At 61.1% G+C, this 20,629-nt stretch carries 18 protein-coding genes, 3 tRNA genes and 1 riboswitch; of the genes, 11 read left to right on the forward strand and 10 right to left on the reverse strand.

Annotation, left to right across the window (positions count from 1 at the left end; all coding sequences use genetic code 11):
* The first annotated feature begins 810 nt into the window (after positions 1-810).
* Complete coding sequence (locus ACJ8IJ_RS03635; protein WP_015378393.1) at positions 811-1,245, forward strand: DoxX family protein; 435 nt, start codon at positions 811-813, stop codon at positions 1,243-1,245.
* 57 nt (positions 1,246-1,302) lie between these two features.
* Here the strand turns inward: ACJ8IJ_RS03635 and ACJ8IJ_RS03640 are convergent, their stop codons facing one another.
* The 4 genes from ACJ8IJ_RS03640 to ACJ8IJ_RS03655 form a co-directional block, all read right to left on the reverse strand.
* Positions 1,303-1,935, reverse strand: a complete 633-nt coding sequence (locus ACJ8IJ_RS03640) for a helix-turn-helix domain-containing protein (RefSeq protein WP_049188262.1) — start codon at positions 1,933-1,935, stop codon at positions 1,303-1,305.
* Positions 1,936-2,054: 119 nt separating this feature from the next.
* Positions 2,055-2,525: a MarR family winged helix-turn-helix transcriptional regulator gene (locus ACJ8IJ_RS03645; protein WP_004935393.1), complete on the reverse strand. Its 471-nt coding sequence runs from the start codon at positions 2,523-2,525 to the stop codon at positions 2,055-2,057.
* A complete protein-coding gene (locus ACJ8IJ_RS03650; protein ID WP_442518267.1) occupies positions 2,515-4,002 on the reverse strand; it encodes a UbiD family decarboxylase in 1,488 nt (495 codons plus the stop codon). The genes ACJ8IJ_RS03645 and ACJ8IJ_RS03650 overlap by 11 nt, the downstream gene beginning before the upstream one ends.
* A gap of 471 nt (positions 4,003-4,473) precedes the next feature.
* A tRNA-Ser gene (locus ACJ8IJ_RS03655) sits at positions 4,474-4,563 on the reverse strand.
* A gap of 92 nt (positions 4,564-4,655) precedes the next feature.
* On the opposite strand from ACJ8IJ_RS03655, the gene mtfA reads away from it, so the two are divergent.
* Positions 4,656-5,456 carry a DgsA anti-repressor MtfA gene (mtfA, locus tag ACJ8IJ_RS03660; protein ID WP_131164898.1) on the forward strand — a complete coding sequence of 267 codons (801 nt, stop codon included), beginning with the start codon at positions 4,656-4,658 and terminating at the stop codon, positions 5,454-5,456.
* 99 nt (positions 5,457-5,555) lie between these two features.
* Positions 5,556-5,631, forward strand: a tRNA-Asn gene (locus ACJ8IJ_RS03665).
* A gap of 54 nt (positions 5,632-5,685) precedes the next feature.
* Here the strand turns inward: ACJ8IJ_RS03665 and gap are convergent.
* The 4 genes from gap to ACJ8IJ_RS03685 all read right to left on the reverse strand — a co-directional run bounded on the left by gap (position 5,686) and on the right by ACJ8IJ_RS03685 (position 9,646).
* Positions 5,686-6,696 (reverse strand): type I glyceraldehyde-3-phosphate dehydrogenase, encoded by a 1,011-nt coding sequence (gene gap, locus ACJ8IJ_RS03670; RefSeq protein WP_033632647.1) that lies wholly within the window; start codon positions 6,694-6,696, stop codon positions 5,686-5,688.
* A gap of 78 nt (positions 6,697-6,774) precedes the next feature.
* Positions 6,775-7,749 carry a GlxA family transcriptional regulator gene (locus ACJ8IJ_RS03675; RefSeq protein WP_004935441.1) on the reverse strand — a complete coding sequence of 325 codons (975 nt, stop codon included), beginning with the start codon at positions 7,747-7,749 and terminating at the stop codon, positions 6,775-6,777.
* Between the two features lie 126 nt (positions 7,750-7,875).
* Positions 7,876-8,610 (reverse strand): SDR family NAD(P)-dependent oxidoreductase, encoded by a 735-nt coding sequence (locus ACJ8IJ_RS03680; RefSeq protein ID WP_004935444.1) that lies wholly within the window; start codon positions 8,608-8,610, stop codon positions 7,876-7,878.
* Between the two features lie 13 nt (positions 8,611-8,623).
* Positions 8,624-9,646, reverse strand: coding sequence for an LLM class flavin-dependent oxidoreductase (locus ACJ8IJ_RS03685; RefSeq protein WP_015378399.1), 1,023 nt, complete (start codon positions 9,644-9,646; stop codon positions 8,624-8,626).
* A gap of 150 nt (positions 9,647-9,796) precedes the next feature.
* Positions 9,797-9,899, forward strand: a riboswitch (TPP riboswitch).
* 62 nt (positions 9,900-9,961) lie between these two features.
* Between ACJ8IJ_RS03685 and tenA the strand changes: the two genes are divergently transcribed.
* The 4 genes from tenA to ACJ8IJ_RS03705 are packed head-to-tail and all read left to right on the forward strand — an operon-like array spanning position 9,962 to position 13,117.
* A complete protein-coding gene (gene tenA, locus ACJ8IJ_RS03690; protein WP_015378400.1) occupies positions 9,962-10,645 on the forward strand; it encodes a thiaminase II in 684 nt (227 codons plus the stop codon).
* Positions 10,642-11,382: an ABC transporter ATP-binding protein gene (locus ACJ8IJ_RS03695; RefSeq protein WP_004935453.1), complete on the forward strand. Its 741-nt coding sequence runs from the start codon at positions 10,642-10,644 to the stop codon at positions 11,380-11,382. Before tenA ends, ACJ8IJ_RS03695 begins: the two co-directional genes overlap by 4 nt.
* Positions 11,379-12,146: an ABC transporter permease gene (locus tag ACJ8IJ_RS03700; protein ID WP_004935455.1), complete on the forward strand. Its 768-nt coding sequence runs from the start codon at positions 11,379-11,381 to the stop codon at positions 12,144-12,146. Before ACJ8IJ_RS03695 ends, ACJ8IJ_RS03700 begins: the two co-directional genes overlap by 4 nt.
* A gap of 35 nt (positions 12,147-12,181) precedes the next feature.
* Positions 12,182-13,117, forward strand: coding sequence for an ABC transporter substrate-binding protein (locus ACJ8IJ_RS03705; protein WP_442518268.1), 936 nt, complete (start codon positions 12,182-12,184; stop codon positions 13,115-13,117).
* On the opposite strand, the gene ACJ8IJ_RS03710 is transcribed toward ACJ8IJ_RS03705, so the two are convergent.
* A complete protein-coding gene (locus ACJ8IJ_RS03710) occupies positions 13,118-13,858 on the reverse strand; it encodes a transporter substrate-binding domain-containing protein (RefSeq protein ID WP_154871097.1) in 741 nt (246 codons plus the stop codon).
* Between the two features lie 286 nt (positions 13,859-14,144).
* Between ACJ8IJ_RS03710 and opgB the strand changes: the two genes are divergently transcribed.
* Complete coding sequence (opgB, locus tag ACJ8IJ_RS03715; RefSeq protein ID WP_442518269.1) at positions 14,145-16,448, forward strand: phosphatidylglycerol--membrane-oligosaccharide glycerophosphotransferase; 2,304 nt, start codon at positions 14,145-14,147, stop codon at positions 16,446-16,448.
* Positions 16,449-16,585: 137 nt separating this feature from the next.
* A complete protein-coding gene (locus tag ACJ8IJ_RS03720) occupies positions 16,586-18,049 on the forward strand; it encodes an AMP nucleosidase (protein ID WP_049188250.1) in 1,464 nt (487 codons plus the stop codon).
* 36 nt (positions 18,050-18,085) lie between these two features.
* On the opposite strand, the gene nac is transcribed toward ACJ8IJ_RS03720, so the two are convergent.
* Positions 18,086-19,009: a nitrogen assimilation transcriptional regulator NAC gene (gene nac, locus ACJ8IJ_RS03725; RefSeq protein ID WP_004935471.1), complete on the reverse strand. Its 924-nt coding sequence runs from the start codon at positions 19,007-19,009 to the stop codon at positions 18,086-18,088.
* A 338-nt stretch (positions 19,010-19,347) separates the two neighbouring features.
* Here nac and ACJ8IJ_RS03730 point away from each other — a divergent pair.
* Both ACJ8IJ_RS03730 and ACJ8IJ_RS03735 read left to right on the forward strand, forming a co-directional pair.
* Positions 19,348-19,423 (forward strand) — tRNA-Asn (locus tag ACJ8IJ_RS03730).
* A gap of 299 nt (positions 19,424-19,722) precedes the next feature.
* Positions 19,723-20,586 (forward strand): hypothetical protein, encoded by an 864-nt coding sequence (locus tag ACJ8IJ_RS03735; RefSeq protein WP_241766752.1) that lies wholly within the window; start codon positions 19,723-19,725, stop codon positions 20,584-20,586.
* The last annotated feature ends 43 nt before the right edge of the window (positions 20,587-20,629 follow it).

Below are 20,629 nucleotides of genomic sequence, written 5' to 3' on the forward strand. Positions count from 1 at the left end.
CACGTAAGCGCTGCAACGACAGGAACCGTGTTAAGACCAGCAATCTGTTCCATATACAAGAAATGTTTCCCTAACTGATAAGACCACTAATTTGATACTAGCAAAGGCAAACCCAATATCAAGAAAAAATATTATTTTTTTAATAAAAAAATAACAAATCAATATACATAAAACAAACAATTCAATAACTTAAAACAGTGCTGAATCGATTACTTTTACGCCAGAAAAAATAGTTCATGGAAATTTGCCCCCCCCTCACAACCCCCTCAGTCAATCTCCCTCATTCTCTTCGGCATTGAATTATCATCAAAAAATAAGAAAATCTATAAAAATAAAACCCGCCACTGGCCGTATGCCCCACAGGATCAACTTTCGCAAGGCAAAATAAGCAAGATAATTCCCAATAAAAAGGCCGAAAAAAAGCGTTAATGATTTAGCGGTTCAAAATAAAAATAAAGGTAACTCTATTGGGTTATTAAAGCGAAAACGCGCACCTTTTCATTGCTGCAAAAAAACCTTATGAATCTTTACGTTGCCTGTCCTTTGACAATCCTTGATGAAAACGCAAATCGGGTAGCCAACACATACAGAAAAGAGATGGGCTACGCGGCGGGCCACCTCTGCCGATGACTTTTCTCATCCCCGGTTCGGCCGGTGCGCACAGGTCATTCCACCTAAAAATCAAGCCGCACCGCCGGCCTCGCCCGGCGATTTAACGCCAAGCCCGCCGTTTTCCTGATCCAGAACAGCTTTCGCATTCATCCGACTGATATATTGATTGAAAATCATTCCTATTCAGGAGAAAAAGCCATGGTTAAGTCACTCAATGCGGCATTCACTCGCTTTTTTGACCACCCGGACGCCGGCAAATTGGCGCTCAGGCTAACCTTCGGCGGGCTGATGCTGTTTCACGGCGTGGCGAAGATTCAGCACGGCGTCGGCTGGATCGCCGGGGCGTTGCAGGAACAGGGGCTACCCGCCTTCATCGCCTACGGCGTGTATGTGGGGGAGATCCTGGCGCCGATACTGATCATTTTGGGGCTGTTCACCCGCCCCGCCGCGCTGGTTTACGCCTTTACGCTGGTGGTGGCGTTTTTGATGGTGGGCACCGGCAAGGTCTTCACCGTCACCGACGTCGGCGCCTGGGGCATTGAAAACGAGCTGGTGTTCTTTATGGGCGGACTCGCCATCCTGCTGCTGGGCAGCGGGAAGTATGCCATCGCGCGCAATGAAGCCTATCGGTAAGCGGTAGCATTAATAAGGAGGTTCTTGGTTTGAACCTCCGCGGTGCGGAAGCGGCGTTTAACGATCGGCCAACCGGTATACCGGAACCTGGCGCGTCGTGCCGGTCAGGGTGTCGAAAATCTCCGTTTCCGCCGTCACGATCGTCATGCCGGTTTTTCTCAGCCTGCGCACTTCTGCGGCGATGCGCTGTATGCCGAACCAGAACAGTCCGTCCAGCGCCGTGACGCGCAGCCCCTGCTCCAGCGCCAGCTTAAGCCGCTCACGCGGCGCCTTGAGCGCTTTGGCGATTTCCCGGTAAGGCAGCGCGTCCACGCCCGACGCCGAAGTTCGGTGAATACGGGTCGACAGGCCATATTGGAAGGCCTCAGGCACGTCGCTTAAATCGCTTTTCAGGCTGTAAACGCAGCCAAAGCGCTTGCCGTTGAACACCACATTTTTTTGACTGATCGACAGCTCATCGCGCAGGCCGGCAATCAGCTGCGGCGCCCGCACCAGCAATAAGCGAAACGGCAATTCGAAACTGGTCACATAGTCCACGTTGAGCAGCGCAATGCGCAGACGCTGTTCCGCCCCGGCCTGCGTCTGGCGACACTCGTTCAACACCTCGCTCCACTGGCGCGCGATCCGCGGGGCTTCATCCAGCGGCGCGAAGTGGTATTTCTCGATGTGGTAGTCGATCCTTTCATTCATGTCCGTTGGCCCCTGCCTCAGTCATCATGCCCTCAGCAAATTACCTTACCCGCGGGCAACAGTACAACACCGCGATGAGGTCACTCGGGAAATACGGCGCTGGCTTTCGCCGGAACGGACTACGCGGGCTCGATGAACAGCATCATGCGTTGCAGTGCGTCATCCAGGGCACTGAGCCCGGCATTATCCAGACAGGCCATCAGCTGTGCGTCATAATCCGCCACCCATTGCCTCGCCTGGTCAAAAATGGGACGAGACGCCGGCATGACGCGCAGATATACCGCGCGCTTATCTTCCGGATCGGGGAAGCGCGCGACCCACCCCCGATTAACCAGTTGGGTGATCGTACGGCCTAGCGCGGTGCGATCGGTCTGCGAATGCGCTATCACCTCGCTCATGGCCACGTCGCCCGGAAAACTGTAGAGAATGCGCAACGCGCGCCACTCATGGAGGCTGAGTCCTTGCAAAGCGAGTAACGCAGACAGCCGTTTTTCGCGGTGACGCACCACCTCCGTCATCCTGTAAAGCGCACCATTGGGCAATCCCATTCCCCGTCTGCCGCTCTGCGTGCCTTTTTTTTCAGAATCCATACTGTTTCCAATTAGCCTCGACTTTTGCCCTGACCTGTTCCGGATAAGAGTGCCTGAAAGAGGCGGTCCCCGCACGTGTTACGCCGCTGAACTGCTCGGGGAACAGGCAGTTGATGATGGCTTTGCCGCCGCTACCGCGCGCCTTGTCTTCTTCCGTCAGGTACGGCACCATCGGGAACTCGCGTACGTCCGGGAAGATAAAATGGTCGCGCGCCGGATGTGAACGCGTGGCCAACGCCCAAACCACCTGATCGATATCGACAATATCAATGTCATTGCCGACCAGGATCAGTTTGGGGATCAGGTAGCCCGCATGCGAGCCGAAGGCCACCTCCGCCACCTTGCCGGCAAAATCCGCCGCGGTGGTATTCATTCCGGCCAGTTTTTCGATATCGACGGAGACCACCGCCCAACAGGTCGCCGCCTCATAGGAACACCAGACAAAGTCAACGGGCAAGGCCGCGCTCTGCAGGGTTTCCAGCAGCTGAGCAGAGATCATGGTGCCCCAGATCGTATGATTTTCTTCCGGCGGCGTGCCGGCGACACAAATCGGCAAAATGGGGTCATCGCGAAACGTCACCGCACGCACATGAAACACCGGCTGTTCATTGCCTTGCTGGTGTTGATAGCCGTGATACTCCCCCATCGGCCCCTCCAGCGCCGTCTCCGTCAGGCTGATTTCACCTTCCAGCACAATTTCCGCATTGGCCGGCACCCAGAGATCGTTGGTTTCCGCTTGGGTGAGCGTAACGCTTTTACCGAGCAGCGCGCCGACATAGTCAGGCTCACTGACGCCGGCCGGCAACGGCATCCCCGCGACCGCCACCGCGGCAGGCGGCGCCCCGAGCACCATCGCCCATGGCGTAGGTTTCCCTTCTCGGCGCCACATTTCACGGATCATGCCGATGTGTTGGGTGGGTATCGCCGGGCCGGTGAGACGATTGCGATCGAGCATCATGAGCCTGCCGACTCCCCAGCTATGCCACTTTCCGTCCGGGGATTGCACGACATGGAACCCGTAAGTGCCGAAATAGCGCCCGCCATCCCGTTCATGCAACAGCGGTACCGGGAAGCGTTCCAGATCAACCTCGTCGCCACGCCAAATATTCTCTTTCACCGGACCGGTCGAACAATAATCCGGCGCAAACGGCTCCGCCTTCACCGCCCGGCGAATCGCCGCCACGATATCCCGCGGAGCGCTCTCCGGCGGCAGCCCAAAATGGAGGGCGAGGCGAGAATAGGCATGTTCCGCAGAAGCGAGCATGCCGGCCGGCGCGCCGAGGATGCGGGCCCCTGGCATCGCGCCCGCCACATGATGAAATAGCGGAGCCGAAAGCCGTTGCTCATAGACCCGGCGGCAGACAGCCGCTATCTCCAGGTCGGCGGAAACTTCCTGATGCACGTCGACCAAATCGTTTCGGCGACGCAATTCCTCAATGAATTGACGAAAATCCAGTGCGCAATCGAGCAAACTCATGGCAAGTCCTCCAGTCTCCAGGCGGTCAGCCCCTTCTGTCGCCCTCGTTTCGGGCAGGAGACTGATCATTTATGTGCATGTGCACACATATTAGTGCGCAAAAAATCGCGTGTAAATACACACTATCCTGGAGGCGTTGGGCATGTTTTCAGTCTGGCAAACTTTTCAAGGGATAGCGGACTCAGACCGTGCACGCCCCTGCCGGCAGGCATTATCGCCGTGACGGTTTCACACCTTCAGCGTGATTGGCATGCATAGCATTGGGCTTGCAGCAGGCGCCATATCGGATCCAAGCGCAACGTGGCTCACAAAATGAAGAACATAATCGCAAAATGCTATTCGTTGATATTGCACGAGTTATAATGCGGGAAAGGATCTCGGCCAACGCAAACCGGTTTCATATCCAACGGTTTACAAGCATTAGCGAAAGAAAAGGATTTTGATTCAATGGGGGAATAACGCGGGGTAAAGTGGCGGAGAGAGGGGGATTTGAACCCCCGGTAGAGTTGCCCCTACTCCAGTTTTCGAGACTGGTCCGTTCAGCCGCTCCGGCATCTCTCCTGACAACGCTTGCTATCATGCCCGCTTTTGCGGCATTTTTACAGCATTAGCATACCGCTGAACGTTCAAGTGATGAGTTTACGAGCAACCTGATGATTAAATGGCCGTGGAAAGCGACTCAACCCTCTCAATCCCAGGCAGACATCGAGGCCCAGTGGCAGGACGCGCTGGCGATCCCGCTGCTCTCGCCGCTGAATGAGCAGGAGCGGCAGCGGCTGGTGGCCGTCGCCGGGCAAATATTGCAGCAAAAGCGCATCGTGCCGCTGCAGGGGCTGCAGCTCACCTCGCAAATGCAGGCGCGCATCGCCCTGCTGTTCGCCTTGCCGGTGCTGGAGCTGGGCGCGGAATGCCTCGACGGCTTCAACGAAATTCTGCTCTACCCCACCCCGTTCGTGGTGGAAGACGAATGGCAGGACGAGATCGGTCTGGTGCACTCGGGGCCGGTGGTGCAGTCGGGCCAAAGCTGGGAACAGGGGCCGATCGTGCTCAACTGGCAAGACGTGCAGGACTCTTTTGACCTCTCCGGTTTCAATCTGGTGATCCACGAAGCAGTGCACAAACTGGATATGCGCAACGGCGGCGTCGCCACCGGCGTGCCGCCGATCCCGCTGCGCGAGGTGGCCGCCTGGGAACATGATCTGCACGCCGCGATGGAAAGCCTGCAGGACGAGATCGACATGGTCGGCGAAGATGCCGCCAGCATGGATGCCTACGCCGCCACCGATGCGGCCGAGTGCTTCGCCGTGCTGTCGGAGTATTTCTTCAGCGCTCCCGAACTGCTGGCCGAACGCTTCCCGGCGCTGTATCAGCACTTTTGCCGCTTCTACCGCCAGGATCCGCTGGCGCGCCTGCTGCGAGACCAGGCGGAAAACGACGCGCAATGGGCTGATTGACGGGCACATTGCTCAGATACCGAGCAGTCGCACCGCCTGGGGCAATTTAGCGTTGACACACCCGGAGCCGCTGGATATGATGCGCCCCGTTCACACGATTCCTCTGTAGTTCAGTCGGTAGAACGGCGGACTGTTAATCCGTATGTCACTGGTTCGAGTCCAGTCAGAGGAGCCATATTTAGAGAAGCCCGCTTAAGGAAACTTAAGCGGGCTTTTTGCTGTTGGGCGTTTATAGCCCGCGTTGTTCCATCAGCAGCGCCAGATCGACCAAGCGGTTGGAGAAGCCCCACTCGTTGTCATACCAGGCGAGCACTTTCACCAGGTTGCCGCCGATCACCAGCGTGGACAGGCCGTCGATGATCGACGAACGCGCATCGCCCCGATAGTCGCTCGACACCAGCGGTTCATCGCTGTACCCCAAGATCCCTTTCAGCGGGCCGGACGCCGCCGCCGCGCGGAAAGCGGCGTTGATCTCCTCCACCGTCGCCGGGCGTTTCAGCGTCACCGTCAGATCGACGATGGAAACCACCGGCACCGGCACCCGCAGCGAATAACCGGTCAGGCGGCCGTCCAGTTCGGGGATCACCTTGCCGAGCGCCTTGGCCGCGCCGCTGGAATAAGGCACGATCGATTCCGCCGCCGCCCGCGCGCCGCGCAGATCTTTTTCCGGCTGATCGTGCAGCGCCTGGCTGTTGGTATAGGCATGCGTGGTATTCATCAAGCCGTATTCGATGCCGAACGCCTGATGCAATACCTGCGCGGCGGGCGCCAGCCCGTTGGTGGTGCAGCTGCCGTTGCTGACCACCTTATGCAGCGCCGGATCGTAGAGGTGATCGTTAACCCCCATCACCAGCGTGATGTCGTCATTCTTGGCCGGCGCTGAGATAATCACCCGCTTGGCGCCGCCGTGCGTGATGTGCACTTCCGCCTTGGCTTTATCGGTAAAGAAGCCCGTCGCTTCGATCACCACGTCCACGCCCACGCTGCTCCAGGGGATTTCGGCGGGATCGCGCTGCGAAAACACCTGAATCGGCCGGCCGTCCAGCAGCAGCTGGTTGTCGCCGGCTTCCACCCTGGCCGCCAGCGTGCCGGAAAGCGTGTCGTATTTCAGCAGGTGCGCCAGCGTCTTGCTGTCGGTCAGATCGTTGATCGCCACCACTTCAAAATCGCTGCGCCCCAGCGCCGCGCGCAGCACGTTGCGCCCGATCCTGCCGAAGCCGTTAATGCCTACTCTCACCATGATGCACTCCTCATTTGTGGACTTTGCATCAAATCTAGCGCCGACCAGAAGCGGCGTAAATGACGTTTACCAATCAATTTACGCCAAATTGCGCGCATGAAAGCGTTCGCGGTATTCGCTCGGGGTCAGCTGCAGTTTGCGCTCAAACACCCGCCGCAGGTTAAGGCCGTTGCCGAAGCCGGTGGCCAGGGCAATCTGCTCGATACCTTCCGCGCTCTGTTCGAGGCGCTGCCTGGCGGTATGCAACCGCCCCTCTTCAACGAATTTGGCGGGAGAAATGCCCGTCTCGCGGGTGAACACCCGGGTAAAGTTGCGCGGGCTCATCGCCACGCGCTCGGCCAACCGATCGACGCTGAGATCGTCGGCAAGGTTTTCCAGGATCCAGGATTGCAGGTCACGGATCGGCCCCGGCGATTTGGCCTGGTTGAGCGGATAGCGGCTGAACTGCGCCTGCCCGCCGGGGCGACGCAGAAACATCACCAGATCCTGCGCCACTTCGCGCGCCTGCACGAAGCCGTAATCATCCTCCACCAGCGCCAGCGTCAGATCGAAGCCGGAGCTGACGCCGCCGGAGGTCCAGATCGGCCCGTCCTGCACGTAGATTGGGCCGTTTTCGACCTGCACCCGCGGGAAGCGCGCCTGCAGCGTTTCCGCCAGCCGCCAGTGGGTAGTCGCCCGCCGCCCGTCCAGCAACCCGGCTTCGGCCAGCAGCAGTGCGCCACCGCAAACGGAAGCGATACGGCGCGCCTGCGGCGCCGCGCGGCGCAGCCAATCGGCGACCAGAGCACCCTCTTCTTCGGTCGCCCCCTTGCCGGCGACGATCACGGTATCGCGCGGCAGGGCCGGATCGAGATCCGCCAGGCGATGATCGGCCAACAGGCTCAGCCCGGACAGGCCGTGCACCACCCGGTGAGATTGCGTGGTGGCGACCGCGATCTGATACAGCGGCGTCTCGGCAGGGCTCAGGCGATTGGCCTGCATCAGGATATCGGCGATGCCCGCCGCTTCGAACAGCATGCCCCCTTCAGGGACGATAATCAGGAATGAGTGCATGGCAATAATATAAATAACAATCAAAACAGGCCAGGTGCCCACTGTATAAGAAAAGCCCCGTCGGTTCACCCTGCGGGTATAAAAAAGCCCGCCGATAATCACCGACGGGCCAGGAAGGAACGGCCATCAAGCCTGCGGCAGGTTCACCCCGCCGGCGCGCGCCAATTGCGCCAGCAGCGCCGTTTGAAACGCCTCATCGTGCACCGCCGCGTGAGGTTCAAACCGCTGCTGGTGGTGCCAATAGCCGCCGGAAATCAGTGCCTGCGGTTCATCGCTGCTCACCAGCCACGCCTGCGTCACGTGTCCCAGCGCCAGATCGTCGGGCGCATCCGCGCCGCCCATTTTGGTCGGCACCCAGCCGGGATCGACCGCGCTGCTGATAACGCCGGGCCACAGGCGCGCCACGGCGGCGGCCAGCGCGGTGACGAACAGCTTGCTGTCCGAATAGGAGCCGGCTGCGCCGCCAAGCCAGTCCACGCCGTTCAGTTCCGCTACGCCGTCAAAGTGCATGCTGCTACTCAGGTAGACGATGCGATCGGGGCGTTCGATCAGGGCCGTCAGCAGATAGGGGGCCATCACGTTCACCGGCATCACCTGCGGCCCGGTGAACATGCCGGCGTTGTGGATCACCGCATTCGGGCGGCCAAGACGATTCACCTGCTCGGCGACCTGACGGATCTGCTGCACCTCGGACAGGTCGCCAATCACCGCCTGCGCGCCTTGATCCAGCAGATCGCGCACCGCCTCCAGACGGCCGGGCGCGCGCGCATGCAGGATTACCTGATGCCCTTCCTCCAACAGCGTTTGCGCGGCGGCGCGCCCCAGCCCGTCGACCGAACCGGTAATGAAAATGCGTGACATGCCACTCCTCCGTTTAGCGCCAGCCGAGCGCCGGCGCGACATGGGTTAAAATCGATTCGATAACGTGGGCGTTATAATCCACGCCCAGCTGGTTAGGCACGGTCAGCAGCAGCGTATCCGCTTCGGCGATGGCCTCGTCCTGCGCCAGCTGCTCGATCAGCGCGTCCGGCTCAGCGGCATAGCTGCGGCCAAAGATCGCCCGGGTTTGCGCGTCGATATATCCCAGCTGATCGCCCTCTTTGCCGCTGCCGCCGAAGTAATTGCGATCCCGCTGATCCACCAGCGCGAAGATGCTGCGGCTCACGGAAACCCGCGGCTCGCGCGCATGGCCGGCCTCTTGCCAGGCGGCGCGATAGGCGCGGATCTGCTTGGCCTGCTGGATATGGAAGGGTTCGCCGGTCTCGTCATTCTTGAGCGTCGAGCTTTGCAGGTTCATGCCCAGCTTCGCCGCCCAGACGGCGGTGGCGTTCGAACCGGCGCCCCACCATATGCGATCGCGCAGCCCGGCGGAAAACGGCTCCGGCCGCAGCAGCCCAGGCGGATTGGGGAACATCGGCTGCGGATTGGGTTCGGCGAACCCTTCGCCGCGCAGCGCTTCCAGGAACACTTCGGTATGGCGGCGGGCCATGTCAGCGTCGGTTTCGCCCTCGGCCGGGGCGTAACCGAAATAGCGCCAGCCGTCGATCACCTGCTCCGGCGAGCCGCGGCTGATGCCGAGCTGCAGCCGCCCGCCGGCAATCAGATCCGCCGCGCCGGCGTCCTCCACCATGTACAGCGGATTTTCATAGCGCATGTCGATCACGCCAGTGCCGATCTCGATACGTTGGGTTTTGGCGCCGATGGCGGCCAGCAGCGGGAACGGCGATCCCAGCTGACGCGCGAAGTGGTGCACGCGAAAATAGGCGCCGTCCGCCCCCAAATCTTCGGCGGCAACCGCCAGATCGATGGACTGCAGCAGCGCATCCGCTGCGGAACGGGTGCCGGACTGGGCGGAAGGCGTCCAGTGGCCAAACGAGAGAAAACCAATCTTTTTCATCGGGCATCGTCCTCAAAGGCAAAATCATCGGCCTACAGTGACAAAAACCGCGCGCCTTGCGCCAGCAAAATCGCCCCCGATCGCACTAAACGAACCGATTGCCGCCGCGCCGCCCGGCGATTGTAATCAAAAAACAAATGTCGTATAACAGGCAGCTCCGAGGGGTGTCCTGTTACGGGCTGAGATGGCGCAAGCCGAACCCTTTGAACCTGATCTGGGTCATGCCAGCGAAGGGACGGTTAGGCAACAACGCTATCACCCGTTGCCTGTTCATACCTCAGCGTGCCCGGATCTCCACTGACTCAAGGAGGTCCCATGTCCATCACCACCCTGTTCGAAAGCGGCCTTTACGGCCGGTTGCGCCACCATGCCGGCAGCCACTGGCAGGACTACGTCGATCACCCGTTTCTGCAGCAGCTGGCCGCCGGCACCTTGCCTGAACGAGCTTTTCGCCGCTACCTGACCCAGGACTATTTGTTCCTGCTGCACTTCGCCCGCGCCTACGCGCTGCTGGTCAGCAAGCTGCGCACCCTGCCGGAGATGCGCGCCGCCACCGCCTCGCTCAACGGCATCGTCGCCGAGCTGCCGCTGCACGTGGCCTACTGCGCCGAATGGGGGCTAAGCGAAGCGCAGATCGCCGCCCAGCCGGAAGCGGCGGAAACCATGAACTACACCCGCTACGTGCTGGATATCGGCCATGCCGGCGACGCCCTCGATCTGTTGGCCGGTCTGCTGCCCTGCGTGGCCGGCTATGCCGAAATCGGCCTGCGGCTGCTGCACGATCCCGCCACCCAGATGGAGGGCAATCCTTACGCCTCCTGGATCCGCAACTACGGCGACGAGGGCTATCTGGCCGGCGTACGCGCCGCCATCGAACTGCTGGAAACCGTTGGTCAGCAGCGCGGCGCACAGGATCGCTTCACCGAGCTGGCGCAGATTTTCACCACCGCCACCCAGCTGGAATCGGCATTTTGGCAGATGGGGCTGAACGCCTCATGACCTCCCCGCTTCTCCCGCCCGGTATCCAGGTGCGGGATCTCAGCCTGCGTTTCGGTCAGCACATCGTCTTCGACCGGCTGAGCTTCGACATCGCCGGCGGCAGCTTCGTCGCCCTGCTCGGCGCCAGCGGTGCCGGCAAAACCAGCCTGCTGAAGATCATCGCCGGCCTGGCGCAGGCCAGCTCTGGCTCGGTGATCGGCAGCGACGGCCTGCCGATCGCCGGGCGCATCGCCTACATGGGGCAAAAAGATCTGCTTTACCCGTGGCTGACCATCGAAGAGAACGTCGCCCTCGGTTCGCGGCTGCGCGGCGAAACGCCGGATCGGGCTTGGGCGGCGCACCTGCTGGAGCGCGTGGGCCTGGCCGCGCATGGCCGCAGCCTGCCCGCCTCGCTGTCCGGCGGCATGCGCCAGCGCGCCGCCATCGCCCGCACGCTCTACGAACGCCAGCCGATCGTGCTGATGGACGAACCCTTTTCCGCGCTGGACGCCATTACCCGCGCCGAGATCCAGAGCCTGGCCGCCGAGCTGCTGGCGCAAAATACCGTGCTGTTGATCACTCACGATCCGATGGAAGCCTGCCGCCTGAGCCACCGGCTGCTGGTGCTGTCGCCCTGGCCGCTGGGCCTCGACGATACTCACCGCATCAGCGGGCTACCGCCGCGCGCGCCGGATGACGCCGACCTGCTGAAAAGCCAGGCCGAGCTGCTGCAGCAGCTGGTGAGGGCCGCGCAATGAATAGTGCCCAAGAGCGTGGACTCACCCGCCTGCGGCGCGGGCTGACGGTATTCGTCGGCCTGCTGCTGCTGTGGTGGCTGGCGGCGCAAAGCGGCATCCCGGCCTTTCTGCTGCCCACGCCGGGCGCAGTAGCGCAGGCGCTGTGGGACGGGCGAGGCTATCTCGCCTGGCACACGCTGGTCACCGCTTCGGAGATCGTCAGCGGGCTGGTGCTCGGCGTGTTGCTCGGCGCGGCGCTGGCGCTGTGCATGATTTTCTCGCCGCGCCTGCAGCGCTGGCTGATGCCGCTGGTGCTCACCAGCCAGGCGATACCGGTGTTCGCCCTGGCCCCGCTGCTGGTGCTGTGGTTCGGCTTCGGCATGAGCGCCAAGGTGGCGATGGCGGTGCTGGTGATCTTCTTCCCGGTGGTGTCGGCCTTTTTTGACGGGCTGCGCCGGGTCAACACCGACTATCTCGATCTGGCGCGCACGATGCGCGCTTCGCGCTGGGCGCAGCTGCGGCACGTGCGGCTAATGGCGGCGCTGCCGGCCTTCGGCTCCGGCCTGCGCATGGCCGCCGCCGTCGCGCCCATCGGCGCCATCATCGGCGAATGGGTCGGCTCGGCCGAAGGGCTGGGCTATGTGATGCTGAACGCCAATGCGCGCATGCAGACCGACGTCTGCTTCGCCGCACTGTTTATTTTGGTGCTGATGACCGTGCTGCTGTGGGCCGCGGTGGATGCGCTGCTGCGGCGCCTGATCGCCTGGGCGCCGGAAAACGACTGATGATTGCAACCATAACCAGGGATAAAGGAACGACCATGATCAAACAAACCGTCTGCGGGCTGCTGCTCGGCGCCGCCATCACCGGCCAGGCCGGCGCGGCTGAAAAGCTGACGCTGGTGCTCGACTGGTACATCAACCCCGATCACGCGCCGATTATGGTGGCCGAGCAGATCGGCGCCTTCAAGGCCGCAGGGCTGGACGTCAAGATCGTGCCACCGTCCGATCCGGCGCTGCCGCCGCGGCTGGTGGCCGCCAAACAGGCCGACCTCGCCATCACCTATCAACCGCAGCTGCACTTCTTCGCCGATCAGGGCCTGCCATTGATGCGCGTCGGCACGCTGATCAACACGCCGCTGAATACGGTGATCGCACTGGACAAAAACATCACCTCGCCGGCGGATCTCAAGGGCAAAACGGTGGGTTACTCGGTCAGCGGCATCGAACAGGCGACGCTGGCCACCATGGTCGAACACGAGCACCTCAAGCCGCAGGACATCAAGCTCATCAACGTCAACTTCCAGCTGACCAGCGCCCTGCTGGCGGGCCAGGTCGATGCGGTGATCGGCGGCTACCGCAACATCGAAGCGCTGGAGCTGAAGCTGCAGGGCAAGACGCCGGTGGTGTTCAACGTCGAAGATTACGGCGTGCCGGCCTACGACGAGCTGATCATCGTCGCCCACCGCAATGCGGTGAACGAGCCGAAAATTCGCAAATTCCTCGCCGCGCTGAAGCAAGGCAGCGACTACCTGCACGCGCACCCGCAGGACACCTGGCTGGCGTTCGCCAAGGCGCACCCGGAGCTGAATACCGAGCTGAACAAACAGGCGTGGCAAGCCAGCCTGCCGCTGTTCGCGCGCGATCCGGCCAAGCTGGATCGGGCCCGCTATGAGGCTTACGAACAGTTCCTGTTCGACAACAAGCTGATCAAGAAAATCACCCCGGTAGACCAGTACGCGGTGGAGCTGAACTGATCACGCCGAGGCGGCCGGCGGCGCCACCGTCACTTCGCCCTGGCCGCTGCGCTGCAGGGCCGCCTTCACCAGCCCATTGGCCTTGCAGCGTTCGATAAACGCGTTCACATAGGCGGCGCCCTGCGTGTTTTGCCGCGGCACCGCCATCGCCTGACGGATGGCGGTAAAATGTCCGTCCAGCACTCGGTAGCCGGGATGGGCGGCCGCGGCGGCCAACAGCGGTTGACGCACGCCGGCCGCCGCCTCCAGCCCCCGTTCGAAAAACAGCGCGATCGCCTCGGCGGAGGTTGCCGCCCGCACCAATTGCGCCTGCTGCAGCGTGCGCGATAAAAACAGATCGTACGCCGCCCCCTGCCCGACCGCGATGCGCACCTCCGGCCGGTCGAGCTGCGCCACCTCAGAGTAAGGCGCGTCGTTCGCCACCAGATAAGTCCCCTCAATGATCACGTAGGGTTCGCTGAAGGCGATCTGCGCCGCGCGCACCGGCTCGATGGCCATAAACGCCAGGTTCCAGGCGCCGCTGTCCAGATCGGCGAACACCTTGCCGGCCGCGTCATAGGTCACCAGCTCCAGCGCCACGCCCAGTTCGCAAGCCAGCGCGGCGGCCAGCTCCACCGAAGCGCCTTGCGGTTTGCCATCAGCCCCGGCCTGCGCCAGCACCGGATTGCCGTAGTTGATCGCCGCGCGCAACACGCCTTGCGGGGCCAGATCGTCGAGTACCGCTGCGGGGATTGTCTGCATACTTCCTCCTGAATGGCTGATGGATGCACCGTCGTGGCGCTCATTAAGCGTAGAGCGAAACCTCCGACCAGCAAGCTTTCGCCGCCGCGGCCACCGTCGGCGTGATTAACGTCACACTATTGTCATAAAAATGTACAATAGCCGCCGCTCGTCGGCCGTAGCGGGAGATCGCACGTTGTTCCGCCGCCGGCAATAGGCTATACCCTTCACTTTTCGCACCGCGGCACACTCGGCGGCGCAAACCAGGGCAGCAACGGTTTTATTTCAATCAGACAAGGTTTGGCGGATGGTTTTAGCAGTCGTTTCGTTTGTTCTCTTTTTGGCGTCGATTTTGATTTATCGCACCCGGGCCGCCGCCAACCGCTGGTGGTTCGCCATTCTGCTGACGCTGCTCGGCAGCTATCTGGTGCTGAACGTCATCCTGATCGCCAGCAACTACTTCACCGGCGACGGCATCACCGATGCGGTGATCTACACCGTCACCAGCAGCCTCAAAGGCGCGGGCATCAGCAAATATGTGCTGCCGTTTATCGGCCTGCTGGCGGCGTTGGGGCTTATCTTCGCGGTGTTGGCCCGCAGCCTGCTGCGCCGCAAGGCCAAAGGCAGCAGCGTGGCCTACAGCGTCGTCGCCGTGCTGCTGGCGCTGTTTTCGGTCGGCACCACCCCGGCGTTTCAGGACATCTCGCTGCTGGTCAAGAGCCAGATCGTCGGCGATACCGCCGATTTCACCACCTACTACAAGGCGCCGAAAAAGACCGTACAGGGCAAGCGGCCGAACCTGGTGTACATCTATGCCGAGAGTCTGGAGCGCACCTACTTCGATACCGAGCTGTTTCCCGGCCTGACCGACGAGCTGAACGCCCTGCGCACGGACAGCATCGATTTCAGCAATACCCAGCAATTGCCGGGCACCGGCTACACCATCGCCGGCATGGTCGCCTCGCAGTGCGGCATTCCGCTGTTCGCGCCCTTCGACGGCAACGCCTCCAGCGCGGTCTCCACCTTCTACCCGGAGAACGTCTGCCTGGGCGACGTGCTGAAGGCCGCCGGCTACAGCAACTATTTCTATCAGGGCGCCGAGCTGGCGTTCGCCGGTAAAGACACCTTCCTGAAATCCCACGGCTTCGACCACGTTTACGGCTTCAAAGAGCTGCGCGATCAGGTCGCCGATCCGAGCTACAAAAACGACTGGGGCTGGTACGACGACAGCGTGCTGGACGTGGTGTACGGCAAGTTCGTCGAGCTGTCCAAACAGCGCCAACCGTTCTCGCTGTTCACCCTGACCGTCGATACCCATCACCCGGACGGCTTTATCTCTGCCGGCTGCAGCAAGAAAAGCTACGCCTGGCAGAACAAGGAAAACCGCTCGCTGAGCGCGGTAGCCTGCAGCCAGCAACACATCGCCGCGCTGATCGACAAGATCAAACGCTCGCCCTATTTCAGCAATACCGTGATCGTGGTGTCCTCCGATCATCTGGCGATGAACAACACCGCCTACGATATCCTGACCAAACAGAAGCGCCGCAACCTCTTCTTCATCATCGACGGCACCCGGCCGCTGGCGGAACAGCGCAACGAGAAACGCAGCACGCTGGACAACGGCGCCACGGTGCTGGACGTGATGGGCGGCGACAACTACATCGGCCTTGGCCGCAGCAGCCTGTCGGCGCCGTCGCTGTCTACGGTGTTCCTGAATATCGAAGAGAAGATCAACGGCTGGAAACCGGCGGTGATCAATCAGTGGGGCCTGCCGAACCGCATCAGCGACTACAGCGTGGATACGCGCCAACGCAGCTTCAGCTTCTCCGGCGTCACCTACAAGGTGCCGTTCATCCTGCGGGTGGGCGACAACCGCATCGAACCGATGTTCAACGTCTACCTCTCCACCCCGCTGCGCAAGCAGCTGGCCGGGATGGGGGCGGGGGAGAAATTCGTCTGGGTCGATAAATGCTACGAGATCGGCCGGGTCTGGGCGCCGCAGCTGGCGCTGAGCACCGACATCTGCGTGGCTTCGGGCACCCTGGCCTCGCCGCCGCAGATCGCGCAGGCCAGCGGCGAACGCTTCAACGGCAAGGTGAACTTCACCGGCCCGGCGGCGGACAGCGTCGCCGATTATCAAAACGCCGTCGCCCGCCTGCAGGTGGACGACGCGGCGGTGAAATACCGGGCGGACACCATCGAGTTCATGCTGCCCGGCATGCCGGAACAGGTGAAAGCCATCACCGGCGTCTCCGCCGTCGAGGAATGGGGCCGCTGGTCCGACGCCAATCTGGCGCCGGCGGTCGACATCGATTACGTCGATCCGCTGCCGAAGCGCTTCGATCTGGTGCTGCGCGCCCGCGCCTACGGCAACAACGTCGGCGAACCGATTTCGGTGCGCGTCGGCGACGAAGAGCGCTTCGTGTCGCTCGGTGAACAGGACAGCACCGTCACCCTGCGCTTCGACAACCCGCGCGGCGTGCAGAAGATCAGCATTACTCCGCCGGCGCCGACCGAGCCAAAAGAGAGCGCCAGCGGCGGCTTCACGCCGAAGAAGCTGGGCATCGGCCTGGTGTCGCTGAAGGTCGAAGCGGCCGCTCCCGCCTCCTGATCCCTCGCCTTCACGGGCGCGGTATTTTCTTTGCCGCGCCCGTCATTTCGACCAAGCTTTTACGCCCTTCTTCGGCTAACCTGTGACGGTAAAACGCCGCAACCCCGCCACAGAGCCGGGACATCCAAGGAGAAAGTATGAGCTATGCCCCACCTCGCAGCGGCCTCAGCGCCGATCAGGCACTCGATCAACTGGAAGCCCTGTATGACGCCGCGGTAGACGCGCTGCGGCAGGCGGTCAGTGACTTTATCAGCCACGGCACGCTGCCGGACCCGCAGGCGCGCGCCGCCGGGCTGTTCGTGTATCCCGAACTGCGCGTCAGCTGGGACGGGCAGCAATCCGGCCCGAGCAAAACCCGCGCCTTCGGCCGCTTTACCCATCCCGGCAGCTACAGCACCACCGTGACCCGGCCGCAGCTGTTCCGCCACTATCTGGCCGAACAGCTGGCGATGCTGGAACACGATTACGCCGCCCATATCGAAGTGGCGCCGTCGCAGCAGGAGATCCCGTTCCCTTATGTCATCGACGGTTCCAGCCTGGCGCTCGATCGCTCAATGAGCGCCGGCATCGCGCAGCATTTCCCCACCACCGAGCTGGCGCAGATCGGTGACGAGACCGCCGACGGCCTGTACCACGCCACCGACAACCATTTCCCGCTGTCGCATTTCGATGCGCTGCGCGCGGATTTCTCGCTGGCGCGTCTGCGGCACTACACCGGCACGCCGGTGGAACATTTTCAACCGTTTGTGCTGTTCACCAACTACACCCGCTATGTGGACGAGTTCGTGCGCTGGGCCTGCGCCCAGATCGCCGATCCGGCCAGCCCGTACATCGCGCTCTCCAGCGCCGGCGGCACCTACATCACGCCGGAAACCAGCGCCCCGGAGCAGGCGGTGTCCGATCTGGCGTGGAAAAACCACCAGATGCCGGCCTATCACCTGATCTCGCGCACCGGCCAGGGCATCACGCTGATCAACATCGGCGTCGGCCCGTCCAACGCCAAAACCATCTGCGATCACCTGGCGGTGCTGCGCCCGAGCGCCTGGCTGATGATCGGCCACTGCGGCGGCCTGCGCGAAAGCCAGAAGATCGGCGATTACGTGCTGGCCCACGCCTATCTGCGCGACGATCACGTGCTGGATGCGGTGCTACCGCCGGATATCCCGATCCCGAGCATCGCCGAGGTGCAGCGCGCCCTGTATGACGCCACCAAGATGGTCAGCGGCATGCCCGGTGAAGAGGTCAAACAGCGTTTGCGCACCGGCACCGTCGTCACCACCGACGATCGCAACTGGGAGCTGCGCTATTCCGCTTCGGCGCGCCGCTTCAACCTCAGCCGCGCGGTAGCGGTCGACATGGAGAGCGCCACCATCGCCGCTCAGGGTTATCGCTTCCGGGTGCCGTACGGCACGCTGCTGTGCGTCTCCGACAAACCGCTGCACGGCGAGATCAAACTGCCGGGCCAGGCCAATCGCTTCTACGAAGGGGCGATCTCCGAGCACCTGCAGATCGGCATCTGCGCCATCGATTTGTTGCGCGCCGAGGGCGATCGCCTGCACTCGCGCAAGCTGCGCACCTTCAACGAACCGCCGTTCCGCTAACGGTGCTCAGGCCCGCTGCGGCGGGCCGTTTTTTCCTCAACGCACCAGCGCCAGTGCGCGCTTCTCCTGGCTGCGGCCGCCGGCGATCGACAGCAACAGGTCTTTCACCAGCAGCGCCGGGGCGGACAGCCCCTGTTGGCTGGACATGCACAATGACAGCGGCACCGACATCGTCGGCGCATTGATGCGCGCCATCCAGGCCTTGGCCGGGCCGATCATCGCGCGCGCCACCGATTCCGGCAGCACGGTCGCCCCCAGCCCGCTGGCGATCGCGGCGCTCAGCGCGCCTGAGGATTCGATCTCCCCCACCACGTTGGCAGCCAGCTTGCGCAGCGCCATCGCCTCCTCCAGCTGGTTGCGCACCGCATCGCCCTCGCGCGGCAGGAACAGGTTCAGCCGCGCCACGTCCAGCAGCTCGACACTGTTGCCGGGATGCGGCACCGCGCGCGTCGCCACCAGATAAAGATCTTCCCGCATCAATGCGATGGCGTGCAGCCCGGCGGGCATTTTGGCGCCGTAGACCATCGCCATGTCCAGCATCTGGTTAGCCACCTGCCCGGCCAACGCCGCGCCGCCGTTTTCATGCAGGCTGAGCAGGATGCCCGGCTGCTGATCGCGCAGGGTCTGCAACAGCGGCAGCGCCAACTGCGCCGCGGTGCTGCCCGACGCCAGCCCGAGCGACACCTGGCCGCTCATCGCCTGCCCGGCGCTGTTGACCGCGCTCTGCGCCTGCTCGCACTGGCGCAGAATGGTCTGCGCGTGGGCATACAGAATGTTGCCGGCCTCGGTCGGCTGCACCCCGCGCTTGGTGCGGATCAGCAGCTGTTGCTTCAGTTCCCCTTCCAGCGTCGCCAACTGCTGGCTGAGCGCCGGTTGGGCGATGTGCAACACCTCCGCCGCCTGGGTCAGGCTGCCGATATCGACGATTTTCACGAAGTACTTCAGACGTCTGAAATTCATAGTGCCTCCAGCGAGCCGCTAAATTGAGAATGCCGAAATCCGGTCATGCAATCACAGCAAGATCCAGGCCAGAGTCGGTAAACGGCCGTGGAAGCGGGGTACAAGGCGGTAAATGGCCGTTCGCCGGGCGGCGCGCGCCACCGCGCAGGGCAACCGTTGCACCATCGGCAGGCAACGGCGCCGATCAACGGGCAATTCGGCGACGCTGCACGCGGGATAAGCGACAAAAGCGAGAAAAAGCAGCAGGTTGGGCAATCTTGCAGCAAACGAACGCATCGGGCGTTTTCACGCTTTACAAGCCGCAACCACCCCGCTATTATTCGCCCCGTTCCAACGATTCCTCTGTAGTTCAGTCGGTAGAACGGCGGACTGTTAATCCGTATGTCACTGGTTCGAGTCCAGTCAGAGGAGCCATATTTAGAGAAGCCCGCTCAGGGAAACCCGAGCGGGCTTTTTGCATCTGTACCGCTGCCCTCCCGTCTCAGCGTCACCCCATCCACAAAAAACGCGAAACCCTCACCTGCGGGTAGAATGGTTTTATCCGTCAATACCCTGAGCCGACAGCGCTAAATATCCGGCCCGAACAATAATTTCTCGCCATAACCGTATTTTTCCCCGTTCCCTGCTTGCATCACGGGTTGAGCGTTGCAGCCAGATACCGGGCTTAGGTATAATTATTGACCGATAATGCGCTATTACATGGAGTGTTCGCTGTGAAAAAATTATTGTGTTTATGCCTGCCAATTATTTATTCGTGTAATGTCTATGCAAATGAAAAGGTCTGCCCTGAACATCTCACTTCCATTAATGCTTTCAATAACATGATATTGACGCAAGACTCTTCAGCCAGGAAAATCCCTAAAAAAGTCAGCATGCATATAGAAAGCAAAGATGATTATATAAAGGCTGATACGCAGATGGAGTTCGATGAATGCGGCGCATTGTTAAGCTCACGCAGTAATAAAACCATCAGGTCCCGGATTAATAACAATGTCTTGCTAACCCAGCTCAATGGTGCCATAGATAAAAATCATAAGAATTGGGATTACAACATGACCTTCAAGATGTCGATGATTGAACATGGCAATGCCCAATCGGAACTGATCACACAAAAAATGAGCGGTTCATTCCTGACAGACAGCAATGGAAAAATAATCCGTTCTGAAGACACATCCGATATTTCTGCCGGAAAAAATCAACAATCCGGCAAAGCGATAACCACATTCTCAACAGATGAGGCAGGCAGGCTCTCCGGTTCAAGCCGGGTGAGCACACTGGGAAATGACAGTGGCAACACCGTTTATAGTTATGACGCTAAAAACCGTTTAATAAGAACACTATCAGGCCCAACAACCGGAGATTTTACTTATGATAACGACGATAGAGAGTTAACCAGCAAAGAAGTGATGAAGTCCTTCACCACAGAAACGACCATAACCACCTGTAAAAGTTGGGATAAGTTTGGACGATGCATTAATGCTCAGCAAAACATTTCAATTTTAATTAAAGACGAGAAAAAAAACAGAGATAATGTCTACGACCACGTTGCAGAAATAAAGTATGACTATGTTTACTAGATTGTTATCGGGGGAGTAATCTCCCCCGACAATAGGCAACGTC

Origin of the sequence: Serratia sp. CY40230 (genome assembly GCF_052168835.1) — a bacterium.
GTDB lineage: Bacteria > Pseudomonadota > Gammaproteobacteria > Enterobacterales > Enterobacteriaceae > Serratia > Serratia nematodiphila.

What these genes read in the sequence shown, in the direction of transcription:
- ACJ8IJ_RS03650 (WP_442518267.1), bottom strand. Translation starts at nt 4,002, where the DNA reads ATGAGTTTGCTCGATTGCGCACTGGATTTTCGTCAATTCATTGAGGAA.
- ACJ8IJ_RS03700 (WP_004935455.1), top strand. Translation starts at nt 11,379, where the DNA reads ATGAATAGTGCCCAAGAGCGTGGACTCACCCGCCTGCGGCGCGGGCTG.
- ACJ8IJ_RS03720 (WP_049188250.1), top strand. Translation starts at nt 16,586, where the DNA reads ATGAGCTATGCCCCACCTCGCAGCGGCCTCAGCGCCGATCAGGCACTC.
- ACJ8IJ_RS03645 (WP_004935393.1), bottom strand. Translation starts at nt 2,525, where the DNA reads ATGGATTCTGAAAAAAAAGGCACGCAGAGCGGCAGACGGGGAATGGGA.
- ACJ8IJ_RS03710 (WP_154871097.1), bottom strand. Translation starts at nt 13,858, where the DNA reads ATGCAGACAATCCCCGCAGCGGTACTCGACGATCTGGCCCCGCAAGGC.
- mtfA (WP_131164898.1), top strand. Translation starts at nt 4,656, where the DNA reads ATGATTAAATGGCCGTGGAAAGCGACTCAACCCTCTCAATCCCAGGCA.
- ACJ8IJ_RS03705 (WP_442518268.1), top strand. Translation starts at nt 12,182, where the DNA reads ATGATCAAACAAACCGTCTGCGGGCTGCTGCTCGGCGCCGCCATCACC.
- nac (WP_004935471.1), bottom strand. Translation starts at nt 19,009, where the DNA reads ATGAATTTCAGACGTCTGAAGTACTTCGTGAAAATCGTCGATATCGGC.
- ACJ8IJ_RS03635 (WP_015378393.1), top strand. Translation starts at nt 811, where the DNA reads ATGGTTAAGTCACTCAATGCGGCATTCACTCGCTTTTTTGACCACCCG.
- ACJ8IJ_RS03680 (WP_004935444.1), bottom strand. Translation starts at nt 8,610, where the DNA reads ATGTCACGCATTTTCATTACCGGTTCGGTCGACGGGCTGGGGCGCGCC.
- tenA (WP_015378400.1), top strand. Translation starts at nt 9,962, where the DNA reads ATGTCCATCACCACCCTGTTCGAAAGCGGCCTTTACGGCCGGTTGCGC.
- ACJ8IJ_RS03675 (WP_004935441.1), bottom strand. Translation starts at nt 7,749, where the DNA reads ATGCACTCATTCCTGATTATCGTCCCTGAAGGGGGCATGCTGTTCGAA.
- gap (WP_033632647.1), bottom strand. Translation starts at nt 6,696, where the DNA reads ATGGTGAGAGTAGGCATTAACGGCTTCGGCAGGATCGGGCGCAACGTG.
- opgB (WP_442518269.1), top strand. Translation starts at nt 14,145, where the DNA reads ATGGTTTTAGCAGTCGTTTCGTTTGTTCTCTTTTTGGCGTCGATTTTG.
- ACJ8IJ_RS03640 (WP_049188262.1), bottom strand. Translation starts at nt 1,935, where the DNA reads ATGAATGAAAGGATCGACTACCACATCGAGAAATACCACTTCGCGCCG.
- ACJ8IJ_RS03695 (WP_004935453.1), top strand. Translation starts at nt 10,642, where the DNA reads ATGACCTCCCCGCTTCTCCCGCCCGGTATCCAGGTGCGGGATCTCAGC.
- ACJ8IJ_RS03685 (WP_015378399.1), bottom strand. Translation starts at nt 9,646, where the DNA reads ATGAAAAAGATTGGTTTTCTCTCGTTTGGCCACTGGACGCCTTCCGCC.